The organism is Hominiventricola sp., assembly GCF_057604405.1.
In genome coordinates, this window is the sequence record NZ_DBLYVB010000004.1 from 83,099 (window position 1) to 106,627 (window position 23,529).

Below are 23,529 nucleotides of genomic sequence, written 5' to 3' on the forward strand. Positions count from 1 at the left end.
CCTTCTCCTTTATATTTCCACACTAATGTTTCTTCCGGCTGTTCCTGCGTCTGGTATTAATCTTCTTTACTTTCTTATCCGGAATGGAAATTGACATTTTCGGTACTGCTTTTACATAATAATAATATTCATCATCTTCAAACTGCGTATATTCTGTTCGGGAGTAATCCACACTGAACATGAAAAACTCCACAATCATGGCAAGCAGAAAGGAAACCGCCGTTCCAAGCACCAGTCCAATGACGGAAATCCGTACTTCCATGACCAATCCGCCGGTCAGAAACAGTACAATATTCAAAACCGCCCCGGAGCCGATGGCCATATACCAGGCATAATCCGCACTCATTCTCCGGATGGCATATACCACCATCAGTACGATAGCCAGAATCAGAATGGTCATAATCACTGCTTTATTATTCAGCACATTTTCCACCAGAAACGTCATTCTCGTTGCCATAGTCTCTGTCTCGGAATTGGTAATCATGGTCTCATTATTTTTCATATAATACATAAGATAATAAATAATGGTTCCAAAAGCCATGGGAACTGCGCAGACCGGTCCGCCCACCAGCCCGAGTACCAAGGGTATAGCATAGGGAATTCCCATAGCAAATGCAAGCGGAGTCAGCACCAGTACATACCCCTGCCCCGGACACACGCGGAAATACACTGCATACATCACAAAAAAGATACCTGCTGCCACAGCAAACACTTCCATAGAGAGTGCAAATGCATGGACACACACCATAAGGGCACCGAACAGGACAATCATATTCACTGGAAGGAACGAGCAGAGCAGCGCCAGCAGAATGGCTACCACCGGACTTGCAAGTTTTTCCATAAATCCAATCTGGCTGTTTATCATCAGAAACGCCGCCAGCGCAATGATAAATTTTGCTGCAGGAATCAGATAAATATCATATTTTGCATAAATCATTTTCATGCGCTGTTTTAATTCCAATAGTGCTGTCATGATTCTTTTCCTCCGTCCGTATCCTCTGTTGTCTCGCCAGAATCCTCTTTTTCGTAAATATCGGAAATCTTCTGCAATGTCTGCATATACTCACTCACACTGCGTTTAGCGCGGCTGTAGCGGTAGGAAGATACCCCGTATAAAACACTTAAATAAACCACCACTGTTACCACATAAAATGCCAACACAAGCAGTCCAAAACCCTGTATATCCATTTTATGGAGATTCTCCATCAAATATTCCATGTGGCATGCGCCCCACAACACTGCAGCCAGCAGAAAACATAAGGTTACGAAAAACCAGCCTGCCAGGAGCTGTACGCTGATATAGTCATGCCGGAAATACCTGGTAATTTTCAGATTTCTTTTCTTTTCCTTATTTTCATAAAGGGATGCCTGAGTCATCAGGATTACTTTTTCTTCATTTATCATATAAGCAGTCTCCACCTCAATACTACATAGTATAACACACTCAAGAGCCTCTTCCAACAGAAATGCATAAAAAATATATCATTTCCGCCCCGCAGGCCTTCAGAACTGCAGCTGCTTCATCCATGGTACTTCCAGTTGTGTAGATATCATCCACCAGAATTATTTTTTTATAAGGGATTCGCTTTTCCCGAACAGAAAAAGCATGTTTCAGATTTGCTTTGCGCTCCTGATCACTTAATTCTTTCTGAGCACGGGTATTTTTTGTTCTGATCAGAAGACTCTTATCCACAGGAATCCCGCTTCTTCCTGAGAGCTCCCGGGCCAGCAGCTCTGCCTGATTATATCCTCTTTTCCGCCTTCTTGCCGAATGAAGCGGAATGGGAACGAATGCTTCTGCATTCCAGCCAATTACCTCCCTGGCACAGGTCTTAAGAATCTCATCTGCATAAAAAGCGGCATACTCCTGTCTGCCTTCATATTTGAATTTTGCAATGGACCGGCGCATGGTTTCATCATAGACAAAGGCTGCCCGACCTTTGTGAAATTCATGCTGCTTCCGGCTACAGTCTCCGCAATACTCCTGCTCATGAGCAACCAAAGGTTTTCCGCAGCGCTGGCACCAAGGCGTACGCACCCGGTGAAGTCTGGTCCTGCAGATATCACAGGCCAGTTCTCCCGGATCCTCCACAATCTCGTGGCAGACGGGACAGCGCCGTGGAAACAAAAGTCCTGGAAAGTCTATTTTCACGGCAACACCTCCCGGATCCGCTCCTCCAGGCCGCTGTACCGGGTCTGCTCCCTCACATTGGCAATCATCATAGAAAAGGTATCCTTACTTCCCACCAGTGTCACGCAGGATCTGGCACGGGTAACCGCCGTATAGAGAAGATTCCGGTTCATGAGCATACGGGGACCCGTGAGCAGAGGAATGACCACCGCCGGATACTCACTTCCCTGGGATTTATGGATGGTCACGGCGTAAGCCAGCTCCAGTTCTTCCAGATTCTCAAAACTGTAGGATACTGTCCGATAGTCATCAAACAACACCTCCATAATCTCTGCCTGGGGGTCAATTCTGGTAACCATTCCCATGTCACCGTTAAATACACCGGTTCCTTTGTCGATGGCAATCCCATATTTATTTCTTGCTTCCCATTCAATCTGATAGTTGTTTTTGATCTGCATGACCTTGTCTCCTTCGCGGAACAGACCTCTGGCAGTCTGATGTTCCTCTTTCTCCGGAGATTCAGGATTCAGATATTTCTGCAGCACTTCATTCAGATGCTCTACTCCCAATACCCCCTTACGCATAGGTGTCAGTACCTGAATATCATAGGGCCGGGCATTCACATACCGGGGCATCTTTTCCTGCACCAGCGCCAGCACTACCCTTAGAATGATATTGGGATCCTGCCGCTCCAGAAAGAAGAAATCCCTGCTCTTATTATCCACAATAACCTGCTCCCCGCGGTTGATCTTATGGGCATTAACGATAATATCACTCTGGCTTGCCTGCCGGAAAATTTTGGTCAGCATCACCACATGAAATGCCTCCGACCGGATCATATCTTTCAGGACGCATCCAGGTCCCACGCTTGGCAGCTGATTAATATCTCCTACCAGAATCAGGCGGGTTCCAGGACTCACCGCCCGGAGCAGCGCATGCATAAGAAAGATATCCACCATGGACATTTCATCAATGATAATCACATCTGCCTCCAGCGGATTTTCTTCATTTCGTTCAAAGGATGCCTGCCCCCGCTCTTCGGACGGAGCACCTGACAGTTCCAAAAGCCGATGAATGGTCACAGCCTCATAACCGGTTGCTTCCGTCATCCTTTTTGCTGCACGGCCCGTAGGAGCTGCCAGCAGAATCTCCATTTCCTCCGTCTCAAAATAGTGGATAATGGTATTAATGGTGGTCGTTTTTCCCGTACCGGGACCACCGGTAATAATGAGCAGACCATTTTTCACGGATTCCACCACGGCCTGTCGCTGCATCTTATCCAGTTCTATCTGCTCCTGCTCTTCAATCCGGCTAATCTTCTTTAAGATCTGCTCTTCCTCCATAGAGCATACCAGATTCAGGTCATGAAGCATTCTGGCAACATTCAGTTCCATATAATAATACTGGCTATAAAAAACCAGTGTCTGTTCCTTTGTTTCTTTTATAATCAGTTTCCGGTCCATGCAGAGATTCATCATCTGCACTTCGATGTCGGATTCCTCCACCCGGAGAAGATCTGCGGTCCGTTGAAGCAGCAATTCTTTTGGAAGACACGTATGCCCTTCTCCTGCAGCCTGCTGCAGTATATAAAGAAGTCCACTTCGAATCCGGTAATCAGAACCCGTGTGTATTCCAACCCGGCTGGCAATCTCGTCTGCCATCTTAAATCCCACACCAGTGATGTCATCTGCCATCCGGTAGGGATTTTCCTGCACCACCTGATAGGTTTTCGGGCCGTATTCCTGATAAATCTTCACTGCCAGCTGCATGGAAATCCCATACTGGGTGAGGAACATCATAGCCTGACGCAGTTCCTTTTTCTCCATCATCTGCTCAGAGATTTCCATTGCTTTCCGTTCGCTGATGCCTTTTACTTCTGCCAGTCGCTCCGGCTCCTCCTCGATGATCCGGAATGTATCCCCTTTGAAACGCCTCACAATCCGCGCAGCCATGGCTGCACCAATTCCCTTAATGGCTCCGCTTCCCAGGTAACGTTCCATGGCCATCTCATCCTCCGGCGCCAGAATCTCGTACTGTTCCACCTGAAGCTGTTCCCCGTACAGCGGATGTTCCTTTCTGGTTCCTGCCGCCTGAATCAGTTCTCCTTCTGATAGGCCAGAAAAGACTCCCACGCAGGTCAGTTCTTCCTCATCTGTCACCATTTGAAAAACCGTATATCCATTTTCCGTATTCCGAAATACAATATGTTCCACATATCCTTTCCATATTTCCACGGCTTTTCCCCTTTCTGTCCATTGCCAAAATGCGATAAAAAGGCTGCCATAAAAAAGACTGGTTCCCCACCTTTTTTACAACAGCCCCACGCTTCTTTTTCTTTTTTTATTCCTCGTCGCGATGTCCGGACAGGAACTCTACAAATTTACCGGTTCCGATTGCAACACACTTCATCGGATCCTCAGCAGTCATGGTATTGATACCCGTCTTGGATTCCAGCAGTTCTTCCAGTCCACGAAGCAATGCTCCGCCTCCGGTCAGTACAATTCCCCGCTCTGCAATATCTGCAGTCAGCTCTGGTGGTGTGCGCTCCAGTACACTGTGAACAGCTTCCACGATCTGGGAAGTGGTCTCTTTCAGCGCTTCCTCGGTCTCCTCAGAAGTAACGGTAACAGTCTTCGGAAGACCGGTTACCAGGTTACGTCCACGAACATCAATGCTGTCTACCTCTGATCTTGGATAGCAGCTTCCTACCTTGATCTTAATATCCTCTGCAGTTCTCTCTCCGATGAGCAGATTATGCTTCTTTCTCATGAAACGTACAATAGCCTCATCGAAATCATCTCCTGCAATCTTAATGGATGTACTGACAACTGTTCCGCCAAGAGAGATAACAGCAATATCTGTCGTACCTCCACCGATATCTACGATCATGTTTCCGCAAGGTCTGGAGATATCAATACCTGCACCGATAGCTGCTGCGATCGGCTCCTCAATAATGAATACTTCTCTTGCACCTGCCTGATAAGTAGCATCCTCTACTGCTTTCTTCTCTACCTCAGTAACACCGCTGGGTACACAGACTGCAATCTTCGGTTTCCGGAAGGTTTTCTTTCCGACTGCCTTGCGGATAAAATGCTCCAGCATCTTCTCCGTAACGGTAAAGTCAGAAATAACACCCTGACGAAGCGGGCGGACTGCCACGATATTTCCCGGCGTACGTCCAAGCATCAGTCTTGCTTCCTCACCAATTGCCTTAATCTTGTTTGTATCTCTGTCAAACGCCACAACGGACGGCTCTTTTAATACAACTCCCTTACCTTTAATATACACAAGGATGCTGGCTGTTCCCAAATCAATTCCAACGTCTGTTCCTGCCATAAAAGTTCTCCTTTCGTTCCTTCCTCTATTTCAAATGATGCATCGAATACATTCTGTTGTCAAGGGGACCTATTTCCCCTGTCTTGTACGACCTTAGGCTCAAAAAGTGCTGTGCACTTTCCTTGTTAAGGTGCTGGCTTTGTCTACGCAAAGCTAGCACCTTACATTATACCCAACTTTAGCAAAAAAGCAAAGACTTTCTTTTTCAGAATTTCTTATAATTTTCTAAAGCTCTGCAATTCTCGATACACCCACATAGATTTCCGATATCTTGTACCAGGTCCGGTAATCTACAATCCCTGTTACCGGAAGTCCAAAGATGGACTGAAATTTCTCCACGGCTGCTTTCGTGGCCGGTCCGTAAACGCCATCTACCGTTATCGTGGGAATCGCCGGATAGGACCCCGCAATCACATTCAGCTGTTCCTGCATTTGTCGCACCTTTGTTCCCCGGGAGCCCTCCACCAGCTCATATCCCGGCCACGAAGAGGGTACTCCTGCAATTTCCACTGCGGTATTTATATAGATACTCTCTCCATAATAATAACGCAGAATTTCAATGGTGGAATACCCCTGCTGCCCAAGACTCTGGGATCCCCACTGGGTCATCCAGTTGGGACAGGATACCTGCCGTCCATCACAATACTGGGTAAGGATCGGCTGCTTCACATTAGGCCTGGACAGATAATTTCCAAACATCTCATCCACCACATCTGAAATATTCTGAAAAATATTTCTGCCATATATCCACTTCTGATCAAAAGCGGTGGAGGAAGTGATGGTAAAGTCATATCCCTTATTCCGGTACCATTCCGTATATACCCGATTCAGTGTGAAGGACATAATTGCCAGTACATTGGCACGAATGGCTGCATCACTCCAGGTTGCATAGATTTCGCTTGATGCCACATTTTTAATATAATCCCGGTAACGCACCCAGTAATTTTTTGCACTGCTGTCCGTTGGCACACCATCATGGACAATCACATACTCCGGAATCACCACTCTGCTCAATACAATTTCTCCGGTCTCAGTTACCGGTTTAATCTCCGCTTCCGCAATTTTAGGCGGATAAGAACCAAACAGGGTGTGTGGCATTATCACAATCCGCTGAAATTGCTCCTGGGATACCGCTCTCTTCATCCGGATTTCCTGCACTGCTGTTTCTCCCGGCAGTATTTCCGTTCCGGCTACTTCCACATTCTCATATCCATTTGCCCGTACCTGTACCGTGTACTCCGCATAGGGCTGTTCTTCCGAGAAAGTCAGGCTGTATGCCGGATCCGGCGCAGGAAGCGCTGTAAGCTCCGTCATTCCCGACTCATCTGTCGTCAGATTTCTCACTTCACTCTGAGGATCCCCCTCATAAGTAATCTGCACCTGTGCCCCCTGAATAGGTTTGCGCGTCCGCTCTTCCACCAACCACACTTTCAGTTCTCCCGCAGACACCGGTGCTCTTCTTGTTGGTTCCATTTCATTTTCCGGCATAAAAAAACCTCGTTTCCTATAGAATAACTGCGGAAGGCATTTCATGTCGTCTCCGCTTTCTATAATATATGAACGAGGCTTGTATAGATTCCTGAAATTCCGGTTTTATTCCTGCTCTTCCGATGTTTCTTTCTTCTCTTTGTCAGGATCCACGGATACATCCGCTGCCGGAGCATCCAGAAAAATCTTCTTTCCACAGATCAGTCCAAAAATCAGAATCGCAACACCACCAATACCGAAGAGGATGGATGCTGCCAGCATCATCGTGTGTTCGGTTCCCGTCATTGCTCCCAGGTCCTGCAGCATATGCACTGCCAGATAAATGAGATAGGCTCCCGCTGCAATGTACAGCACCGGTCTTAGTTTTTCTCTTGTATTGTCATCCATATCGTCGTCTCCTATTTTCCTTCGATCTTCTCCATCTTTTTATAGGGAAGCCGAATATATTTTCCATCCTGTAAATTCAAATCCTCAAGGGAGCCTCCCGCTGCCAGCTGCATGGCCAGGCTTAACATTGCCTGGGCCTGCCCTTCTTTATCATTGTAGACGGTTCCCTTTAACTCTCCCTTGCTGAGTGCTGTCTGCCCCACATCAGTTCCATCAATTCCAAAAATGGCGGGCCATTCCTCCTGCGGGATTTCCGCTTCTTTCAGGGCATCCACAGCTCCCAGTGCCATATCATCATTATTCGCCAGCACCAGTTCGATCTGATCTCCGTACTGACTAAGCAGCTGCGTCATCTTTGTCTGGGCCTGCGCCCGATTCCAGTTTGCAATGGCATAGCCAAGCTTTTCCGCTTCCACACCTTTTTCCATCATTGTGCTCACCGCATATTCCGTGCGGACGATCGCATCCTGATGATCCATCTCTCCTTCCAGAATCACATACTGGAAGATGCCATCTCCGTTTTTATCCACAGACGGGTTCTTTCGAAACAGATCTGCCGCCATCTCTCCCTGCATAATTCCGGATTCCAGTGCAGGAGCCCCTACATAGTACAGCTGATCCCAACGCTCCAGATCCTGCTCTACCAATTCCCGGTTAAAGAAGATAATGGGAATTTTTTCTTTCTCCGCCATATCAATAATCGTAACAGGCTCTGTCCGGTCTACCAGATTAACACAGATCACGTCACAGCCCTGGGCAATCATATTTTCCACCTGACTGTTCTGGGTAGTCTGGCTCTTTCCTGCATTATAGACTTCGATCTGAATGGACAAATCAGAATCTGCCTCTTCCATGGTTCTGGCAGCATACTGGTTAAACTGATCCATCAACCGTGAAATAAAGGTATCATACTGGTCGTACACGGTAACACCAATCTTTACCTCATTCACATTCCTACTCTTTTTACTTTCCCCACATCCGGTCAATATACCGCCTGCCATGGAACAACAGAGCAGCAGAGCTATGTATTTCTTTCTTCTCATTCTCCCCTCCTATTGAACGATTGGAAATAAAATCTTCTGGTTCGTTTCATCATACAAGTTCGTCTGATCAACAACCAAATACCCGGTCTGTACATTGAGTCGTCCGGATGCCTGATATCCCAGTTTGTACGCGATCTCTTCCATGCTCTGATATCCCATATGAAATTCATTGGGCACTACCAGCGTCTGGATCAGTCCTCTGTCTAAATAATACACTACTTTTTCCGAATTTCCTATCCCATAAAGAGCGCAATCCCGTCTTTTTAATCCATTTTCTTCCATATAATCGACTGCCCGCTCCATCTCGGTATTGTCAAGGGCAATCACAATATCTGCCTGCTTTGCCCAGCAGGACCGGACCGCATCCATATTCTGGGTTCTTCCCATCTCTGCAAGCCTCCATTGAATTACCGCCCCTGTATTTTTTAATCCTTCTTTCAGTCCTTCCAGCCGCTGTCTGATCGCCAGCTGACCTGTATTTCCACACAGGATACCGATCCTCTTCCCCCGCAGCCGTTCTCCGAAATCCGCTTTCAATTCACCTGCCAACACACCTCCCAGCTTCCGGTTATCCGGTCCTACTGTCTGATAATATTCTTCCGGCGTCATGTCTGTTTCCAGCAGCACACATCGGTCCCTGCTCACCATCTGCTCCAGACGCTCATGGACCCCTTCACTGGCATACAGCTGCAGGATAATTCCGTCCGCTCCGGATTCCAGTTCCCGCTCCACTATATCAAGTTCCTGGGTTTTACTCCAAAAAACACTGGTTGATACATAGTTCAACCGGATCCCATAGTCTTTTGCTGCCGCATCCAGACCTTCTTTTAAGGAGGTCCATCGGCTGCTGTTACTGTTATCTACAATAACAGATACGGTATAATTCCGCTCTCTATTTCCCTGATCCAGAATAGAAAATGCCATGGCAACACTCAAGATCAGGAGCGCCACTACGGAAAACATAAAAATTTTTCTATTTTTTGCCATTTTCCGTCTCTCCCTTCAGCGGTTTCATACGTTTTCCATCCAGGTATTCCTGCATATCCGGCGTATAAGGAATATAGGGAATCCGGATCCGCACGGTGGTTCCCTCATCCGGTTCGCTCTCAATTTCCAGTCCGTACTGCTCGCCAAAGCGAATCCGGATTCGCTTATGTACATTAATCACGCCCACGCCGGAACCATGTTTCGGCACATGTTCATTTTCCGTGAGCAGTTTCTCCATCATCTCTTCCGGCATGCCAAGACCATTATCCCGCACTTCAATACAGACGTCGTCCCCATCTCTGTAGCCGACCACATGGATCTCCCCCTCGTCATCCATGCCCTCAACTCCATAGTAAATGGCATTTTCCAGAAGGGGCTGCACAATCAGCTTCACGGTGCAGCAGTCCTTAATCTCATCTGCAATCTGAAAATCCACCTGGAACCGGTTCTTGTAACGGATTTTCTGAATATTCATATAGTTCTGTGCATGCTTGATCTCATCTTCTACCCGGATAATCGTCTTGCCTTTGCTTAAACTGATCCGGAACAGACTGGCCAACTGGGAAATCATAAAGACCGCATCATCATATCGCTCTCCTTCAATCATCCAGGTAATGGATTCCAGCGTATTATAAAGAAAATGCGGATTAATCTGGGACTGCAGTGCATCCAGCTCACTCTTCCGTTTCTCCTCCTGTTCCAGCAGCACATCATCCATCAGACGCCGGATCTGTTCTACTGTCGACTTCAGCGTTCTTCCCAGATGTTCCACCTCGGTAAATCCGCCAATGTAAATATCAGGCTGCATGTTTCCTGCTTCCCATTCTTTCACGGAATCATTCAGTTTTTCCAGTGGTTTCGCAATACTGGAAGATACCATCTGATTCAGGAAAATAATCATAAGCATGGACAGAATCAACAACAGTACAAAGAACAGCCGGGTCTCATACATGCCCATATTAAAAGCACTCATTGGAATCACACTGACAATTTTCCATCCGGTGTAGCTGATGGTTTTCACTGTCACCAGACGATTCTCCCCCTGATAGTAATCCTTGTGGCTTCCATCCTCCCATCCGGCTGTCTCACTATTGTTTTCCTGATAGAGATTGGCATAAATCATCTTCTGCTTGGGATGATAGATGATCTCTCCATCTCCATCCATCAGGTATAGATATTCCGAAACAGTTCCTTTGTTAGCCTTTTCCAACAGCTGCTCAATACTGGAATAGTTCATATCCACCAGCAGCACTCCCAGCCTGGAACTTCCATTGGTGGTCAGCTCCACTGCCCTGCTCAAAGAAATAACCCAATAATACTGATAGCTGCTGTCATCAAACAAATTCTGCACATGGGGCGTGGAAAAATGAAAGTTTTCCATCTGTCCGACCGCCTCCGTAAACCATTCCTTTTTTGTCACATCAAGATTCGTCTTTTTTTTGGATACCGGTGCCGCATCCACCAGATCACCCTCTCCCGTAAAACAGGCAATACTAACCAGATTCTCCTTATTTGCCTCATAGAGCAGCCCCAGCTCCGGAGCCATCGTATCTTCTTCCAGATCTTTATCTTTAATGACACTGTAGTACATGGTATCGGAAATCCGCCGCATGCTTTTCAGATAACTTTCCAAATTCATGGCTGTCTGATCCAGCAACTGCTCCGCGCTCTCCGACATCATGCTTTCCATACGGTTCACAAACAGATGATACATGGTAATGCCGAACACGCCCATGGCGAACAGCGAAACAACGGTAAAAGAAAGCGCCAGTCCCACCTGCACCGACAGCGTCTTTTTCTTCACATATTCTGAGATTCTTTTCACTTCTGCTCCAGTCTTTCTGCCTTATATTTGGACGGAGACATTCCAAACTGTTTCTTAAATACATAGCTGAAATAGTTAGGTTCTGCATATCCAACTTTTTCTGCAATGACGTAGGTCTTTTCATTTCCTGTCATAAGCATGTTCACTGCTTTTTCCATCCGGTAATCGGTCAGATAACGCACAAAGGTTTTTCCTGTCTCTTTCTTGAAAATCGTTGAGAAATAAGCTGCACTCACATTCAGTTTCCGGCAGACTTCATCCACACCCAGATCCTGATCTGCAAAATGCTCTTTTACATATTCTTCTGCATTTTTCACAAAAAACTTGGTGCTGTCCTGACGCTCATTCATCACAGCATTCTGCAGATTGGTACAAACTCTCCGAAGCCACCGATCCAATACCTCAGCCGATTCCATCTGCAGCACCTGACTGTAAACATCCCCGTTTCCTCCAAATACATTCTCCGGATTCAGGTTATGGGAGGCAGTAAAACGAAACAGCTCCGCTACTAGCTCCATCATCACAATCCGGTATTTCTGCATCGAAATCTGTTCCCCGGAAAGCCATTCTGTGAACTGAGAAATCGCTTTTTCCAGTCCGTCCTGCTCTCCGACCCGCACTTTCTTCATGATCTGCTGTATATAAGTGCTGTATACATCCTCCCAGTTTAATTCCACATGTTCTGCAGGCTCCACTTCGGAAATACTGATAGCTCTGGTATTTCCATAAAGCACCCGGTAGGAAACTGCCTGCTTGGCTCCCTGATAGGATAAGGGCAGCTGTTCCAGATTATCACAAAGATAGCCAATGCCCGCTGTAATTCTGGCATTGCATACTTTCTTCGCCATCCGGCAGAGCCGGTCCATCTCATTGGTGTATTCCAGCATTTCTTCTCTGCTGTGCATCTGGGAAATCATAATAATGTCCCCCAGATAAATGACAACACGGCTTCTCCATCGGTCTTCCACCTGTTCCTCTGCGAACTTTCTGACTGAAACTGCCTGCAGGAACGGATCCATCCGGGACTCTTCTTCCAAAGACTGCTGGCTGATGTGCAGCACAGCAACCACATAATACGGTCCCTGCAGCTGCACCTGATAGCTATCCATATAACGTCCGATCTGTTCCGGCGCAATTCTGCCTTCCAATAGCGCCATATAGAAACTTTCCTGAAGAACCGGCAGGCTTTCCATGTAATAGGCTCTTAATTTATCTGTATTACGCTTTTCATCCAGTTCCCGGTCCAGATCATTTTTTACCCGCTCAAATACTTCTTTTAATTCCACCGCATTCACCGGCTTCAGAAGATATTCCGCCGCCTCCATTTTGATAGCTTCTTTGGCATATTCAAATTCATCGAATCCGGAAAAGATAATGACCCGGATGGTACGGGACAGTTCTTTCAGCTTTTTGCATAAAGTGAGTCCATCCATATAAGGCATTTTAATATCCGTCATCACAATGTCCGGTGACAGTTCCTCTGCCATCTCCAGAGCCTCCACTCCATTAGCTGCATGTCCGATAATGACGAGTCCCATGCTTTCCCAGTCCAGTTTTTTCATGATAATCCGGATAACGTCTTCCTCATCATCCACCAGTAATACTGAATAACGATTTCCGCTGTTGTCCATAAATAATTCCTCTTAAAATTTCCTGTATGATAAAAAAATGGCGGCGGGGTCAGAACCGACCCTGCCGCTATTTATTATACTATATTGTTTATTTCTTTGCTACATACTTTCTGATATCCAGAGAGATTGCTACGAAGATAACGATACCGATTGCAATGTACTGTGCATTTGCATTAACGCCCATGTACTGCAGAGCGATCTTCAAGAGCTCAAATACTGCAACACCGACAAATGCGGAAGATACTTTACCACGTCCACCGGTAACGGATACACCACCGATGGTACATGCAGCGATTGCCTCCATCTCGTAACCATAACCAAGCTGTACAGATGCTCCACCGGATTTTGCACCCAGCATGAAACCTGCCAGGCCATACATAGCTGCTGCTTTCATGTAGATGAGAATCAGAGTCAGTTTTACCGGAACACCGGCAACCTCTGCTGCCTGCGGGTTTCCACCGATTGCATACATATATTTTCCATGACGGGTCATATTGAAAATAAACCAGGTAATTGCTGCTATTACAAGAGCAATCCATACCAGATAGCTAAGACCCAGGAATTTACCACTTCCTACGTTGGTGTACTCTGTCGTAAAGCCACCAAGGGGAGTTGCGTTGGTAAACAGCATGTTCAGACCATATACAATCTCCATGGTTGCCAGCGTTGCAATGAACGGAGGTACACTTAAGTAAGCAATGAAGAAACCGGTAATCGTACCGAAAATTGCACAGATCACCATAGCGATCAGTGCTGCGAGGAACACATTCAGCGGCTGCATATCCGGGAAAAATTTACCGGAATAATCCATTCTCTGCAGCAGTACACCGGAGATACATCCGCCAAGACCGATCAGACGTCCTGCGGAAAGGTCACATCCTGCGGTAATAACGCAGCCCGCAATACCAAGTGCGATTACCAGACGGAAACTCATGTTGTTTAACAGGTTCGTTAAGTTATTCAGTGTAAAAAAGTTCTGGGTAGTCACTCCGGCTACAATAACCAGAATGAACATAACAATAATAACACCATTATTAATCAGAAAATCTGTAATCTGTTTCTGCTTTGTCTTTTCCATTCTTATTTTTCCTCCTTCAGCATCAGAATCGTGTTGCAAACTGCATAACGTTTGCCTGAGTCATCTCATCCTTCTCCGTGATCTCACCGGTCAGGCGTCCGTTACACATGACACATACTCTGTCAGACATTCCAAGCAGCTCAGCCATCTCTGAGGAAATCATGATAATTGCCTTGCCCTGTTTTGCCAGGTCTGCCATAATTTCATAAATCTCATGCTTGGCTCCAACGTCGATACCACGGGTCGGCTCATCCATGATCAGCACATCCGGGTCGTTTGCCAGCCATCTGGATACGATAACTTTCTGCTGGTTACCACCGGACAGGTTGGCGATATGTTCTTTCATGCTGGGAGTCTTAATTCTCAGTTTCTCAATGCTCTCATCCACAACTTTATTAATTTCTTTGTGGTTCAGAACAAATCCTGCTTTCAGATATTTGTTATACACCGACACGCCTACGTTGTCCTTGATGGACAGGCAGCCGAAGATACCATTTCCACGACGGTCCTCGGTAATCAGTCCGATACCCGCATTCATGGCATCAATTGGGTGCTTAATATTCACTTTCTTACCGTGAATATAGATCTCACCAGATGCTACTCCACGGATTCCGAAGATACCTTCCATCAGCTCGGTTCTCTGGGCTCCTACCAGTCCTCCGAATCCAAGAATCTCTCCTTTACGAAGCTTGAAGCTTATATGCTGGAATGATTTCTCATGGATAGAGCACAGGTCTTTTACTTCCAGAATGACATCACCGATCTCATTTTTCTTCGGCGGATATACATTTGTCAGCTCACGGCCAACCATTTTGGCAATGATCTGATCTGTTGTCATCTCGGCTGCAGGCCAAGTGCCTACATAACCGCCATCACGCATGACTGTGATATCGTCTGCGATTCGTTTGATCTCATCCATCTTATGAGAGATGTAAATCATAGCTACACCCTTATCTCTCAGATCGTTCATGATCCGGAACAGGGCATCTACTTCTTTATCAGACAGAGAGGAAGTCGGCTCGTCAAAGATCACGACTTTCGCCTGGTGGGAAACTGCCTTGGCAATCTCAACAGACTGCATCTGACCGATGGACAAGGAACCAAGCTGGGCTTTCGGATCGAAATCCATACCAACCTCATCCAGCCACATCTTCGTATCTTCATACATTTTTTTATGGTCGATCACTTTCAGTGGACCATAATTCTTCGTAGGAAATCTTCCCAGGAACAGGTTCTCACCTACGCTTCTTGCCAGAACCGGCTGCAGCTCCTGATGTACCATGGCAATACCTTTGTTCATGGCATCATCCGGATCCTTAACTTCAATCTTTTCACCATCCAGATAAATCTCTCCGGCATCCATCTTGTAGATACCAAACAGACATTTCATCAGAGTGGACTTACCTGCACCATTTTCTCCCATCAGCGCATGGACTGTGCCGGGACGAACTGACAACTGCACATTGTCAAGCGCCTTAACGCCGGGAAAGGACTTGCAGATGCCCTTCAACTCCAGTTTATACTCAGCCATTTTGCTCTCCTTCTTCAATCAGCTTAAAAAATGCGGACGCCGTTGTCCAACGCCCGCACCATGTTCAGAATTAATTATTTTACCATGTCAAGAACTTCCTGAGCATTATCCTGAGTAACTTTTACGTAGTCACAACCAATGTAGTGCTCATTTCCAGCTCCGGTCAGGTAGTTGATTGCAGCATCAGCAGCGCTGTGAGACTGTGAGAAGTGATCATTAAATACAGTACCGGTCATGGTTCCTGCAATTACAGACTCAAGAGCCTCAGACAGAGCGTCTACACCTACCAGATAAATGTCAGTTCCAACGGTACGTCCTGCGGACTGGATTGCCTGCAGAGCACCCATTGCCATTGCATCGTTGTTACAGAATACAACTTCTACATCGTTTCCAAACTGTCCAAGTGCATTAGCAACGATCTGCTGTGCCTGATCCTGCTGCCAGTTACCAACCTGATCCGTCAGGCAGTTAACCTCAAGACCTGCATCCTCAAGAGCTTTTACAGAGAACTCGGTACGATACTGAGCATCTACGTTCTCCGGGTCACCCTCTACCATGATGTAATCAACTTTTCCGTTTCCGTTGAAGTCAAGTGCATCAAGTCCAAGATCAGAAATGATCTCGCCCTGGAAAGTACCGGACTGACGAGCATCACAGCCTACATAGGTAACATCCCAGTTATTGTCTTCCCATCTCTGCTCCTCTGCCTCATCCGGCTCACGGTTGATGTATACCAGCGGAATTCCAGCATCTACTACTTTATCAGTAATGGTAGCTGCGGAAGAAGAGTTAACCGGGTTGACAATCAGAACGTCAACGCCCTCAGTGATGAAGTTGTCGATCTGTCCGGACTGGGTAGCCTGATCATTTGCACCATCTACGATCTTAATGTTCTCTGCTTTGAATCCTTTGCTCTCCAGATAAGACTGAAGCTCGGTACGGAACAGAGTCATGAAGTTGTCGGAGAACTGATAAATACAAACGCCGACTTTTTTGTCTGCCAGATCACCGTCTACTGCTTCTGCTGCTGCATCTGCGGTATCAGCTGCATCAGTTTCCTCTGCTGCATCTGTGGTTTCCTCTGCTGCTGCATCATCCGTTGTGGTGGTCTCTGCCGGTTTGCTGCTACCGCATCCCACTGCCATACCAGCTACCATTGTCAGCGCCAGAACTACGCTTACTACTTTTCTTTTCATGTTGTTTCTACCTCCCATTTTTTGGTTCACGTGTAACTCTCTGTTACTAATGACAATATAACAGGACAACCATGAAAAAAACATAGAATATTCTTCTGTCTTTCTTAAAAATTCTTCTTTTTCCTTTGTGCATTTTTCACAAAAGAAGAATCCTCTGTTCATCAGTTTTGTCTAAAGGTTTTCCAGACTGTCCATCCAGAGCTTCGCGCAGGCGTCACTCGGCATACGCAGATCTCCTCTCGGAGACACGGCTACCGTACCGACCTTCGGACCATCCGGCAGACAGGAACGCTTGAACTGCTGTGCAAAGAACCGGCGCATAAAGGTTTTAAGCCATTTGAGAATGGTCTCATCATCGTACTCCCCTGCAAAGGCCTGCTTTGCCAGATAGAAAATCTTATCCGGTGCAAAACCGAAGCGGAGCATATAATAAAGATAAAAATCATGAAGCTCATAAGGCCCTACCAGATCTTCCGTCTTCTGGGAGATGGTTCCATTTTCCGGTGGCAGAAGTTCCGGACTCACCGGTGTATCAAGGATATCCAGCAGAATTGCAGAAAGCTCTTCATCCCCGCAGGTATCCGCATAGTAGCGTACCAGATGGCGCACCAGGGTCTTTGGCACGGATACATTGACACCGTACATGGACATATGATCACCGTTATAGGTCGCCCAGCCAAGGGCAAGCTCGGACATGTCTCCGGTTCCGATGACCATACCGCAGGTCTGATTTGCCACATCCATCAGGATCTGGGTACGCTCTCTGGCCTGGGAATTCTCATAGGTCACATCATGGACACTGCTGTCATGCCCGATATCACGGAAATGAATGTTGACCGCTTCCTTAATATCCACTTCCCGAAGCTGTGCCCCAAGACGTCTGGTCAGCTCACAGGCATTATTGTAAGTACGGTCCGTGGTTCCAAAACATGGCATGGTCACTGCGGTAATACAGGTTCTCGGCAGGTTCAGGCGATCCACCGCTCTTGCTGCCACCAGAAGTGCCAGCGTGGAATCAAGACCTCCGGAAATACCGATGACTACACTCTTACAATGAGTATGCTCCATACGTTTCTTCAGACCCATGGACTGGATGGCAAGAATCTCCTCACAGCGTTTCTCGCGCTCCTCCTTCCGTCCCGGTACAAAGGGCGCCTTATCCACATAACGGTCAAAGGCCGCATCAGCTGAAGCCATCTCATATTCCACTTCAATATAACCGTCTGCATCTGCAGTTACATCATAGGTCGTATAATGTCTTCTCTCTCCCACCAGACGCTCAATATCCAGGTCTCCATAGATAGTCTCGTTGGTGAATCTCTCAGACTCTGCCAGCACGGAACCGTTCTCTGCGATCAGATGATGCCCACCGAATACCAGATCCGTGGAGGACTCTCCTTCGCCTGCGCTGGCGTAGATATAGCCGCATACCAGACGGCCGGACTGAATCTTCACCAAATCCCGGCGATAGGAATCCTTGCCGGTAACCTCATCACTGGCAGACAAATTGACGATCACAGTCGCACCGTGCATGGCGTGGCAGACGCTGGGCGGATTGGGCGTCCACAGATCTTCGCAGATCTCCGCTGCCACCTTCAGGCCCGGCATGGTTTTACACGTAAACAGAAGATCTGTTCCAAAGGGAACAGTTGTCCCCTCCTGCCATGTAACAGAAGTGCATCCAACCGGTGCTGCCGTAAAATGACGCGCCTCATAGAACTCACTGTAATTGGGAATATATGTCTTCGGCACCAGTCCCAGCAAATATCCGTCAGAATAAGCAGCTGCCACATTGTAGAGTTTTCCGTTTATTTCCAGTGGAAGACCTGCAAAGAAAAGACCATCCATGCCTTTACTTGCTGCTACGATCTCCTGCAACGCTTTTTTCGCACCATTTAACAGAATATCCTGGCGGAACAGGTCGGAGCAGGTGTAACCGGTAATGCCCAGCTCCGGAAATACAATGATCCTGGCACCCTTCTCCCAGGCTTCCCTCATCAGGCGGATGGTTTCCTGTGCATTGTACTCTGTATCAGCCACGCGGATCTTCGGAGAGACCGCTGCTGTCTTCACAAATCCATATTTCATCTTATTTGCTCCTTCTGATCAGGTTTTTCAGTTCTTCCACATTAAACACATAAGGGGTATTGCAGAAATGGCATTTCACCTCAACCGGCTTTCCTTCCTGTACCATGTCATTCAGCTCTTTTTTGCCAACGCTGATCAACGCTTTTTCTACTTTTTCTCTGCTGCAGTCGCAGCGGAACCGGGTGTCCAGTTTATCCAGAATCTCCAGACCAAATTCTCCCAGAAATTCATCCAGCAGCTGCTCCGGTGTAAATCCTCTATCCAGATAAGAAGTGACAGAATCTACGGAAGACAGTTTCTTCTCCAGACGGTCTACCACACTGTCCTCCACGAAGGGCATCAGCTGAATGATGAATCCACCTGCCTGACGGACGGTGTTATCCTTCTCCATGAGGACACCCAGTCCTACAGAAGAGGGTACCTGCTCAGAATTGGCAAAGTAATAGGTTAAATCTTCTGCAATCTCACCTGTTTTCAGTTCTGTCTGTCCCACATAGGGTTCCTTGAGCCCAAGGTCTTTGATGACGCTTAAAAATCCAAGATCCAATGCTCCGCCCACATCCAGTTTTCCTTTGGCATTGGGAGGCAGCATCACATCCGGATTCTCCACAAATCCTTTTACATTTCCGTGGGCATCTGCGGTGACTGTCAGTCCTCCGATGGGTCCATTGCAGTGGATCTGCAGGGTCAGCACATCTTTTTCTCCTTTCATCATAACGCCCATCATGGCCCCCGCACTCAGGAGACGCCCCAGTGCTGCAGTTGCCACCGGACTGGTATTATGGTCCTGTCTCGCAGTCTCCACCAGTTCTCTGGAAGTAATGGCAAATGCACGGATCTGGCCTTCTGCTGCTGTTGCTCTTACAATATAATCTTTCATCTGTCTCTTCTCCTTTTTCTTCGTCATTTTTCTTCTGGACGCTGACAGATCACATAAACCCGCTCCGAATCTTCTCTTGCCGGTTCATGGGTAAATGCGTCATAAATATGAAGAAGGTTAAGCCCTGACCTCTTCACCAGCTCCCGGATCGTTCCCAGAGAATAAGCTCTCTGGAAATGATTTTCTTCTTCTTTTCTATAAAGTCCTGACGGTTCCTTCACAAAAAGGGTCAGGTCATATTCATTGATCATGGATTCTTCATCATAATAGTTTTCCCAGATGAAGCTTCCTTCTTCCCGGTTCTCTGCAATGGTCTGTTCACCCAGAAGCTCCCGGTACTTGTATTCCGTGTTCAGGTCAAAAATAAACAGTCCACCATAATCCAGATAATTATGTGCTGCGGAGGTTAAAATACCAAGTATCTCTTCCTCTTCCAGGATGTAATTCATAGAATCGCAGATACAGATAATTGCCCGCACCGTTCCATAAAGCTCAAATTCCCGCATGTCCTGACAAAGATACAAAATCTCATGACCCGACTCCTGCTTTTTCTCCAATGCTTCCTCCAGCATCTCCTCTGACTGGTCAATACCGATCATATCGTAGCCTGCCGATGCCAGAATCTCCGTCATGGTACCTGTGCCGCAGCCTAATTCCAGCACCAGTCCTTCATCCACTCCATACTCTTTCAACAGTCCTTTTACATATTCCCCCCATTCTTCATAGGGGATATTGTCCATGAACAGATCATAGACTTCTGCAAATCCCGTGTATGCTTCCATAGGCTCTTTCTCTCCTGCTTTTTATCCAACAAAAAATCCCTTTTCAGGAATTCCCATATGATGACAAAAGGGCTGCTGCGAACCGTGGTTCTGCAAACAGCCCCTTTTTCTTTATATGATCCGCGCTTAGTTATGACTGCTCAGATACTTTTCGATATTTTCAATGGCAGCTTCCTCATCGGTTCCTTCCGCACTTACCACTACAGATTCCCCTGTGCTCAGACCGAGAGTCATCATTCCCATAATACTTTTTGCATTTACTTTTTTATTATCGATCTCTACATAAATCTTACTCTCATACTGACTTGCTACCTGTACCAGTACTGCTACTGGTCTGGCCTCTAATCCACTTGCCAACTGAACAGTCATTGGTTTTCTAATCATGCTTACTCCTCCTTATACTCCTCTTTGCCCCCACGCAATTTTTCAGCAATTAAGCTCAGTTTGCGAAGGCGATGATTTACCCCGGATTTTCCTACTGGCGGAACCAGCATATTTCCCAACTCTTTTAAGCTGGCATCCGGATGCTCCAGTCTGAGCCTGGCCATCTCTCCAAGACTCTCGCTTAGGTCCTGCAGTCCTGTTGTCCGTTGGATGAAACGAATATCTTCCACCTGTCGAACCGCTGCGGAAACCGTCTTGTTCAGATTTGCAGTCTCACAGTTCACCTTACGGTTCACTGAGTTCCGCATTTCTTTCACAATTCGTACATTTTCCAACTGCATCAGCGATACATGTGCTCCAGTCAGTCCCAGCAGTTCCACAATCTGAGATCCTTCTTTTACATAGACCACATAATGCTTTTTCCGCATAACAATCTTTGCATCAATCTCATATGCAGTCAAAAGACTCCGGAGTTCCTCTGCTTTTTCCTGCCCATTACAGACAATCTCAAAGTGGTAGGATTTCTCCGGATCACTCACAGATCCTGCTGCCAGAAACGCTCCCCGTATAAAAGCCCTCCTGCAGCAATTCTGTTTCAGAAGACTGTTATGTATCTGACGGATATCTCCGTCAATGTTTCCATCCGGACTCATCAGATGCGTACCGACAAGAAGCCTTCTCGCATCCTTATCACACCGGATTACTATGGAATAATACCTTATTTCCCGGCTTTTTCGGACAGAAACCTCAGCTCTCATATTAAATGTTTTTCTCAGTAATGTAAAGTACTTTCTTGCCACCGGAAGGTTTTCCGTCTGTATTTTTACACAGCAGGAATCGGTCTCCGTCAGAATAATTTTTCCGCAAAACAGCAAAATTGCCGCAGTTTCTGCAATACGACAGTGATGAGCCGCCGGAACCAGTGTCGAAAGTTCTTCCTTAATTGCCCCGGAAAAAGACATTTCAACCTCACTTTCCTCTGGCCGCGTCTTTACCGATATCCCGATGTTCCAGACGCACGCCGTAATCCGACTGCTTCTGAAGCCGCTCATATAACTTATTGGCCAGAGTTACGGAACGGTGCTTTCCTCCGGTACAGCCAATGGCTACTACCAGCTGATTCTTTCCTTCCAGCACATAGTTCGGCACCAGGAACAGCAACATGTCCTCCAGTTTGTCCAGAAATACGTGGGCCATATCATAACCCATGACAAAGTCCTGAATCTCCTGATCGTTTCCGGTCAGTTTTCTTAAATTCTCATAATAATAAGGATTCGGAAGGAATCGTACATCAAATACCAGATCCGCATCACTGGGGATTCCGTACTTGAACCCGAAGGACAGAACCGTGATCATCAGGTTCTTAAACTCCCGGTTCTGGATAAAGATCTTATCCAGCTCCTGTTTTAGTTCCCGGGTCAAAAGCTGGCTTGTATCAATGATGTAGTCTGCCTGCTTTTTCAAAAATGTCAGACGTTCCCGCTCCAGGGTGATTCCCTGCTCCACTCTGCCGGACTCTGCGAGGGGATGCATTCTTCTGGTCTCTTTATAACGCTTCACCAGGACTTCATCTGACGCATCCAGAAAGAGAATCTCATGGGAAATCCCTTCCATCGTCATATGTTCCAGCACCTGTTCCAGCTGTCCCAGTGATTTACCGCTCCGGATATCGATTCCGATGGCTACTTTTGTGATCTCACTGTTTCCTGACGCTGTCAGCTCTGCAAATTTATCGATAAAAGGAACCGGCAGATTATCCACACAAAAATAACCCGCATCTTCCAGTACCTTCAAGGCCGTCGTTCTGCCCGCGCCGGACATTCCAGTCACGATCACCAGTCTCATGTTGTATCTCCCTCTCTACCTTAAAAACCCAGAAGCTTTACCTCCGGTTCCAGACGGACACCGGACTGTTCGTACACCCGCTTCTGTACTTCCTGTATCAATTCCATAATCTCGGATGCCGTGGCATTTCCACGGTTGATCACAAAACCACAGTGCTTTTCTGACACCTGTGCATCCCCCACCGAAAATCCCCGCAATCCTGCATCCTCTATGAGTTTTCCCGCGAAATAACCTTCCGGACGTTTGAAAGTGCTCCCCGCACTGGCATACTCCAGCGGCTGTTTCGCCACTCGTTTTTCTCTTAATGCTTCCATTCTGGCAGCAATTGTTTCCGGATCATCTGCCTTCAGCTCTAGCTCTGCTTCCAGAACAATTCCCTGTTCTTCGATCACACGGCTTCTCCGATAGCCAAATGCCATCTCTTCTCCCGTATAATCCCGGATGGTCCCATCCGGCAAAAGTACACGGACTTTTGTGACTACATCCTTTATCTCTCCACCGTAGGCACCTGCATTCATAACCATGGCGCCTCCGATGGTTCCCGGAATCCCCGATGCAAATTCCAGACCGGAAAGTCCTTCCTTTGCAGCCATCTTCGCCACACGAACCAGCAGCGCTCCTGCCTTGGCTTTCAGGTGATTTCCACTGATCTCAAAATCAGACATATTTTTATATAAATGGAGAATGACTCCGTGATAACCTTTATCACTGACCAGAAGGTTGCTTCCGTTCCCAACTACATAATAGGGCATATTCTCCTGGCAGCACAGACGGACAATTTCCCGGACTGCATCCACAGACTCCGGCTCAACCAGATAGTCAGCACAGCCTCCTGTCCGGAATGTCGTATGATTTTTCATGGGTTCATTGATCCATACGTGATCTTCGCCCACCAGCTTTCGCAATTGTTCCAGCAT

21 protein-coding genes are annotated in these 23,529 nt (G+C 47.0%); all 21 read right to left on the reverse strand.

Translation table 11 applies throughout. The features are described 5' to 3' along the window. Nucleotides 1–22: 22 nt before the first annotated feature. Nucleotides 23–973, reverse strand: coding sequence for a hypothetical protein (locus ACZMB2_RS04350; RefSeq protein WP_487595686.1), 951 nt, complete (start codon nucleotides 971–973; stop codon nucleotides 23–25). Further along, nucleotides 970–1,404, reverse strand: a complete 435-nt coding sequence (locus ACZMB2_RS04355; protein WP_487595687.1) for a hypothetical protein — start codon at nucleotides 1,402–1,404, stop codon at nucleotides 970–972. The genes ACZMB2_RS04350 and ACZMB2_RS04355 overlap by 4 nt, the downstream gene beginning before the upstream one ends. 40 nt (nucleotides 1,405–1,444) lie before the next feature. Continuing rightward, nucleotides 1,445–2,152: a ComF family protein gene (locus ACZMB2_RS04360; protein WP_487595688.1), complete on the reverse strand. Its 708-nt coding sequence runs from the start codon at nucleotides 2,150–2,152 to the stop codon at nucleotides 1,445–1,447. Continuing rightward, on the reverse strand, nucleotides 2,149–4,365 hold the full coding sequence (gene recD2, locus ACZMB2_RS04365; RefSeq protein WP_487595689.1) for an SF1B family DNA helicase RecD2: 2,217 nt from the start codon (nucleotides 4,363–4,365) through the stop codon (nucleotides 2,149–2,151). The genes ACZMB2_RS04360 and recD2 overlap by 4 nt, the downstream gene beginning before the upstream one ends. 106 nt (nucleotides 4,366–4,471) lie before the next feature. Continuing rightward, on the reverse strand, nucleotides 4,472–5,467 hold the full coding sequence (locus ACZMB2_RS04370) for a rod shape-determining protein (protein ID WP_487595690.1): 996 nt from the start codon (nucleotides 5,465–5,467) through the stop codon (nucleotides 4,472–4,474). A 225-nt stretch (nucleotides 5,468–5,692) separates the two neighbouring features. Continuing rightward, a complete protein-coding gene (locus tag ACZMB2_RS04375) occupies nucleotides 5,693–6,955 on the reverse strand; it encodes a peptidoglycan-binding protein (RefSeq protein ID WP_487595691.1) in 1,263 nt (420 codons plus the stop codon). 105 nt (nucleotides 6,956–7,060) lie between these two features. Continuing rightward, the gene (locus ACZMB2_RS04380; protein WP_487595692.1) at nucleotides 7,061–7,342 is read right to left on the reverse strand and encodes a hypothetical protein; all 282 of its coding nucleotides are present in this window, start codon (nucleotides 7,340–7,342) and stop codon (nucleotides 7,061–7,063) included. An 11-nt stretch (nucleotides 7,343–7,353) separates the two neighbouring features. Continuing rightward, entirely contained in the window at nucleotides 7,354–8,385 is a 1,032-nt protein-coding gene (locus tag ACZMB2_RS04385; RefSeq protein ID WP_487595693.1) for a galactose ABC transporter substrate-binding protein, read from the reverse strand. Between the two features lie 9 nt (nucleotides 8,386–8,394). Next, on the reverse strand, nucleotides 8,395–9,372 hold the full coding sequence (locus ACZMB2_RS04390; RefSeq protein WP_487595694.1) for a sugar ABC transporter substrate-binding protein: 978 nt from the start codon (nucleotides 9,370–9,372) through the stop codon (nucleotides 8,395–8,397). After that, nucleotides 9,359–11,197: a sensor histidine kinase gene (locus tag ACZMB2_RS04395; RefSeq protein ID WP_487595695.1), complete on the reverse strand. Its 1,839-nt coding sequence runs from the start codon at nucleotides 11,195–11,197 to the stop codon at nucleotides 9,359–9,361. The genes ACZMB2_RS04390 and ACZMB2_RS04395 overlap by 14 nt, the downstream gene beginning before the upstream one ends. Next, entirely contained in the window at nucleotides 11,194–12,828 is a 1,635-nt protein-coding gene (locus ACZMB2_RS04400; RefSeq protein WP_487595696.1) for a response regulator, read from the reverse strand. The genes ACZMB2_RS04395 and ACZMB2_RS04400 overlap by 4 nt, the downstream gene beginning before the upstream one ends. 88 nt (nucleotides 12,829–12,916) lie before the next feature. Next, nucleotides 12,917–13,906, reverse strand: a complete 990-nt coding sequence (locus ACZMB2_RS04405; RefSeq protein WP_487595697.1) for a galactose/methyl galactoside ABC transporter permease MglC — start codon at nucleotides 13,904–13,906, stop codon at nucleotides 12,917–12,919. Between the two features lie 22 nt (nucleotides 13,907–13,928). Continuing rightward, nucleotides 13,929–15,437 (reverse strand): sugar ABC transporter ATP-binding protein, encoded by a 1,509-nt coding sequence (locus tag ACZMB2_RS04410; protein WP_487595698.1) that lies wholly within the window; start codon nucleotides 15,435–15,437, stop codon nucleotides 13,929–13,931. A 74-nt stretch (nucleotides 15,438–15,511) separates the two neighbouring features. Continuing rightward, nucleotides 15,512–16,633 carry a galactose ABC transporter substrate-binding protein gene (locus ACZMB2_RS04415; RefSeq protein WP_487595699.1) on the reverse strand — a complete coding sequence of 374 codons (1,122 nt, stop codon included), beginning with the start codon at nucleotides 16,631–16,633 and terminating at the stop codon, nucleotides 15,512–15,514. Nucleotides 16,634–16,804: 171 nt separating this feature from the next. After that, the gene (locus ACZMB2_RS04420) at nucleotides 16,805–18,721 is read right to left on the reverse strand and encodes an NAD(+) synthase (RefSeq protein WP_487595700.1); all 1,917 of its coding nucleotides are present in this window, start codon (nucleotides 18,719–18,721) and stop codon (nucleotides 16,805–16,807) included. A gap of 1 nt (nucleotide 18,722) precedes the next feature. Then, nucleotides 18,723–19,601: an Hsp33 family molecular chaperone HslO gene (gene hslO / locus ACZMB2_RS04425; protein ID WP_487595701.1), complete on the reverse strand. Its 879-nt coding sequence runs from the start codon at nucleotides 19,599–19,601 to the stop codon at nucleotides 18,723–18,725. Nucleotides 19,602–19,624: 23 nt separating this feature from the next. Further along, nucleotides 19,625–20,383 carry a class I SAM-dependent DNA methyltransferase gene (locus ACZMB2_RS04430; protein WP_487595702.1) on the reverse strand — a complete coding sequence of 253 codons (759 nt, stop codon included), beginning with the start codon at nucleotides 20,381–20,383 and terminating at the stop codon, nucleotides 19,625–19,627. 126 nt (nucleotides 20,384–20,509) lie between these two features. Further along, nucleotides 20,510–20,767 carry an HPr family phosphocarrier protein gene (locus tag ACZMB2_RS04435; protein ID WP_487595703.1) on the reverse strand — a complete coding sequence of 86 codons (258 nt, stop codon included), beginning with the start codon at nucleotides 20,765–20,767 and terminating at the stop codon, nucleotides 20,510–20,512. A gap of 2 nt (nucleotides 20,768–20,769) precedes the next feature. Continuing rightward, nucleotides 20,770–21,729 (reverse strand): DNA-binding protein WhiA, encoded by a 960-nt coding sequence (gene whiA, locus ACZMB2_RS04440; RefSeq protein WP_487595704.1) that lies wholly within the window; start codon nucleotides 21,727–21,729, stop codon nucleotides 20,770–20,772. Nucleotides 21,730–21,736: 7 nt separating this feature from the next. Then, nucleotides 21,737–22,612: an RNase adapter RapZ gene (gene rapZ / locus ACZMB2_RS04445; protein WP_487595705.1), complete on the reverse strand. Its 876-nt coding sequence runs from the start codon at nucleotides 22,610–22,612 to the stop codon at nucleotides 21,737–21,739. Between the two features lie 20 nt (nucleotides 22,613–22,632). After that, nucleotides 22,633–23,529 carry a UDP-N-acetylmuramate dehydrogenase gene (gene murB / locus ACZMB2_RS04450; protein ID WP_487595706.1) on the reverse strand — a complete coding sequence of 299 codons (897 nt, stop codon included), beginning with the start codon at nucleotides 23,527–23,529 and terminating at the stop codon, nucleotides 22,633–22,635.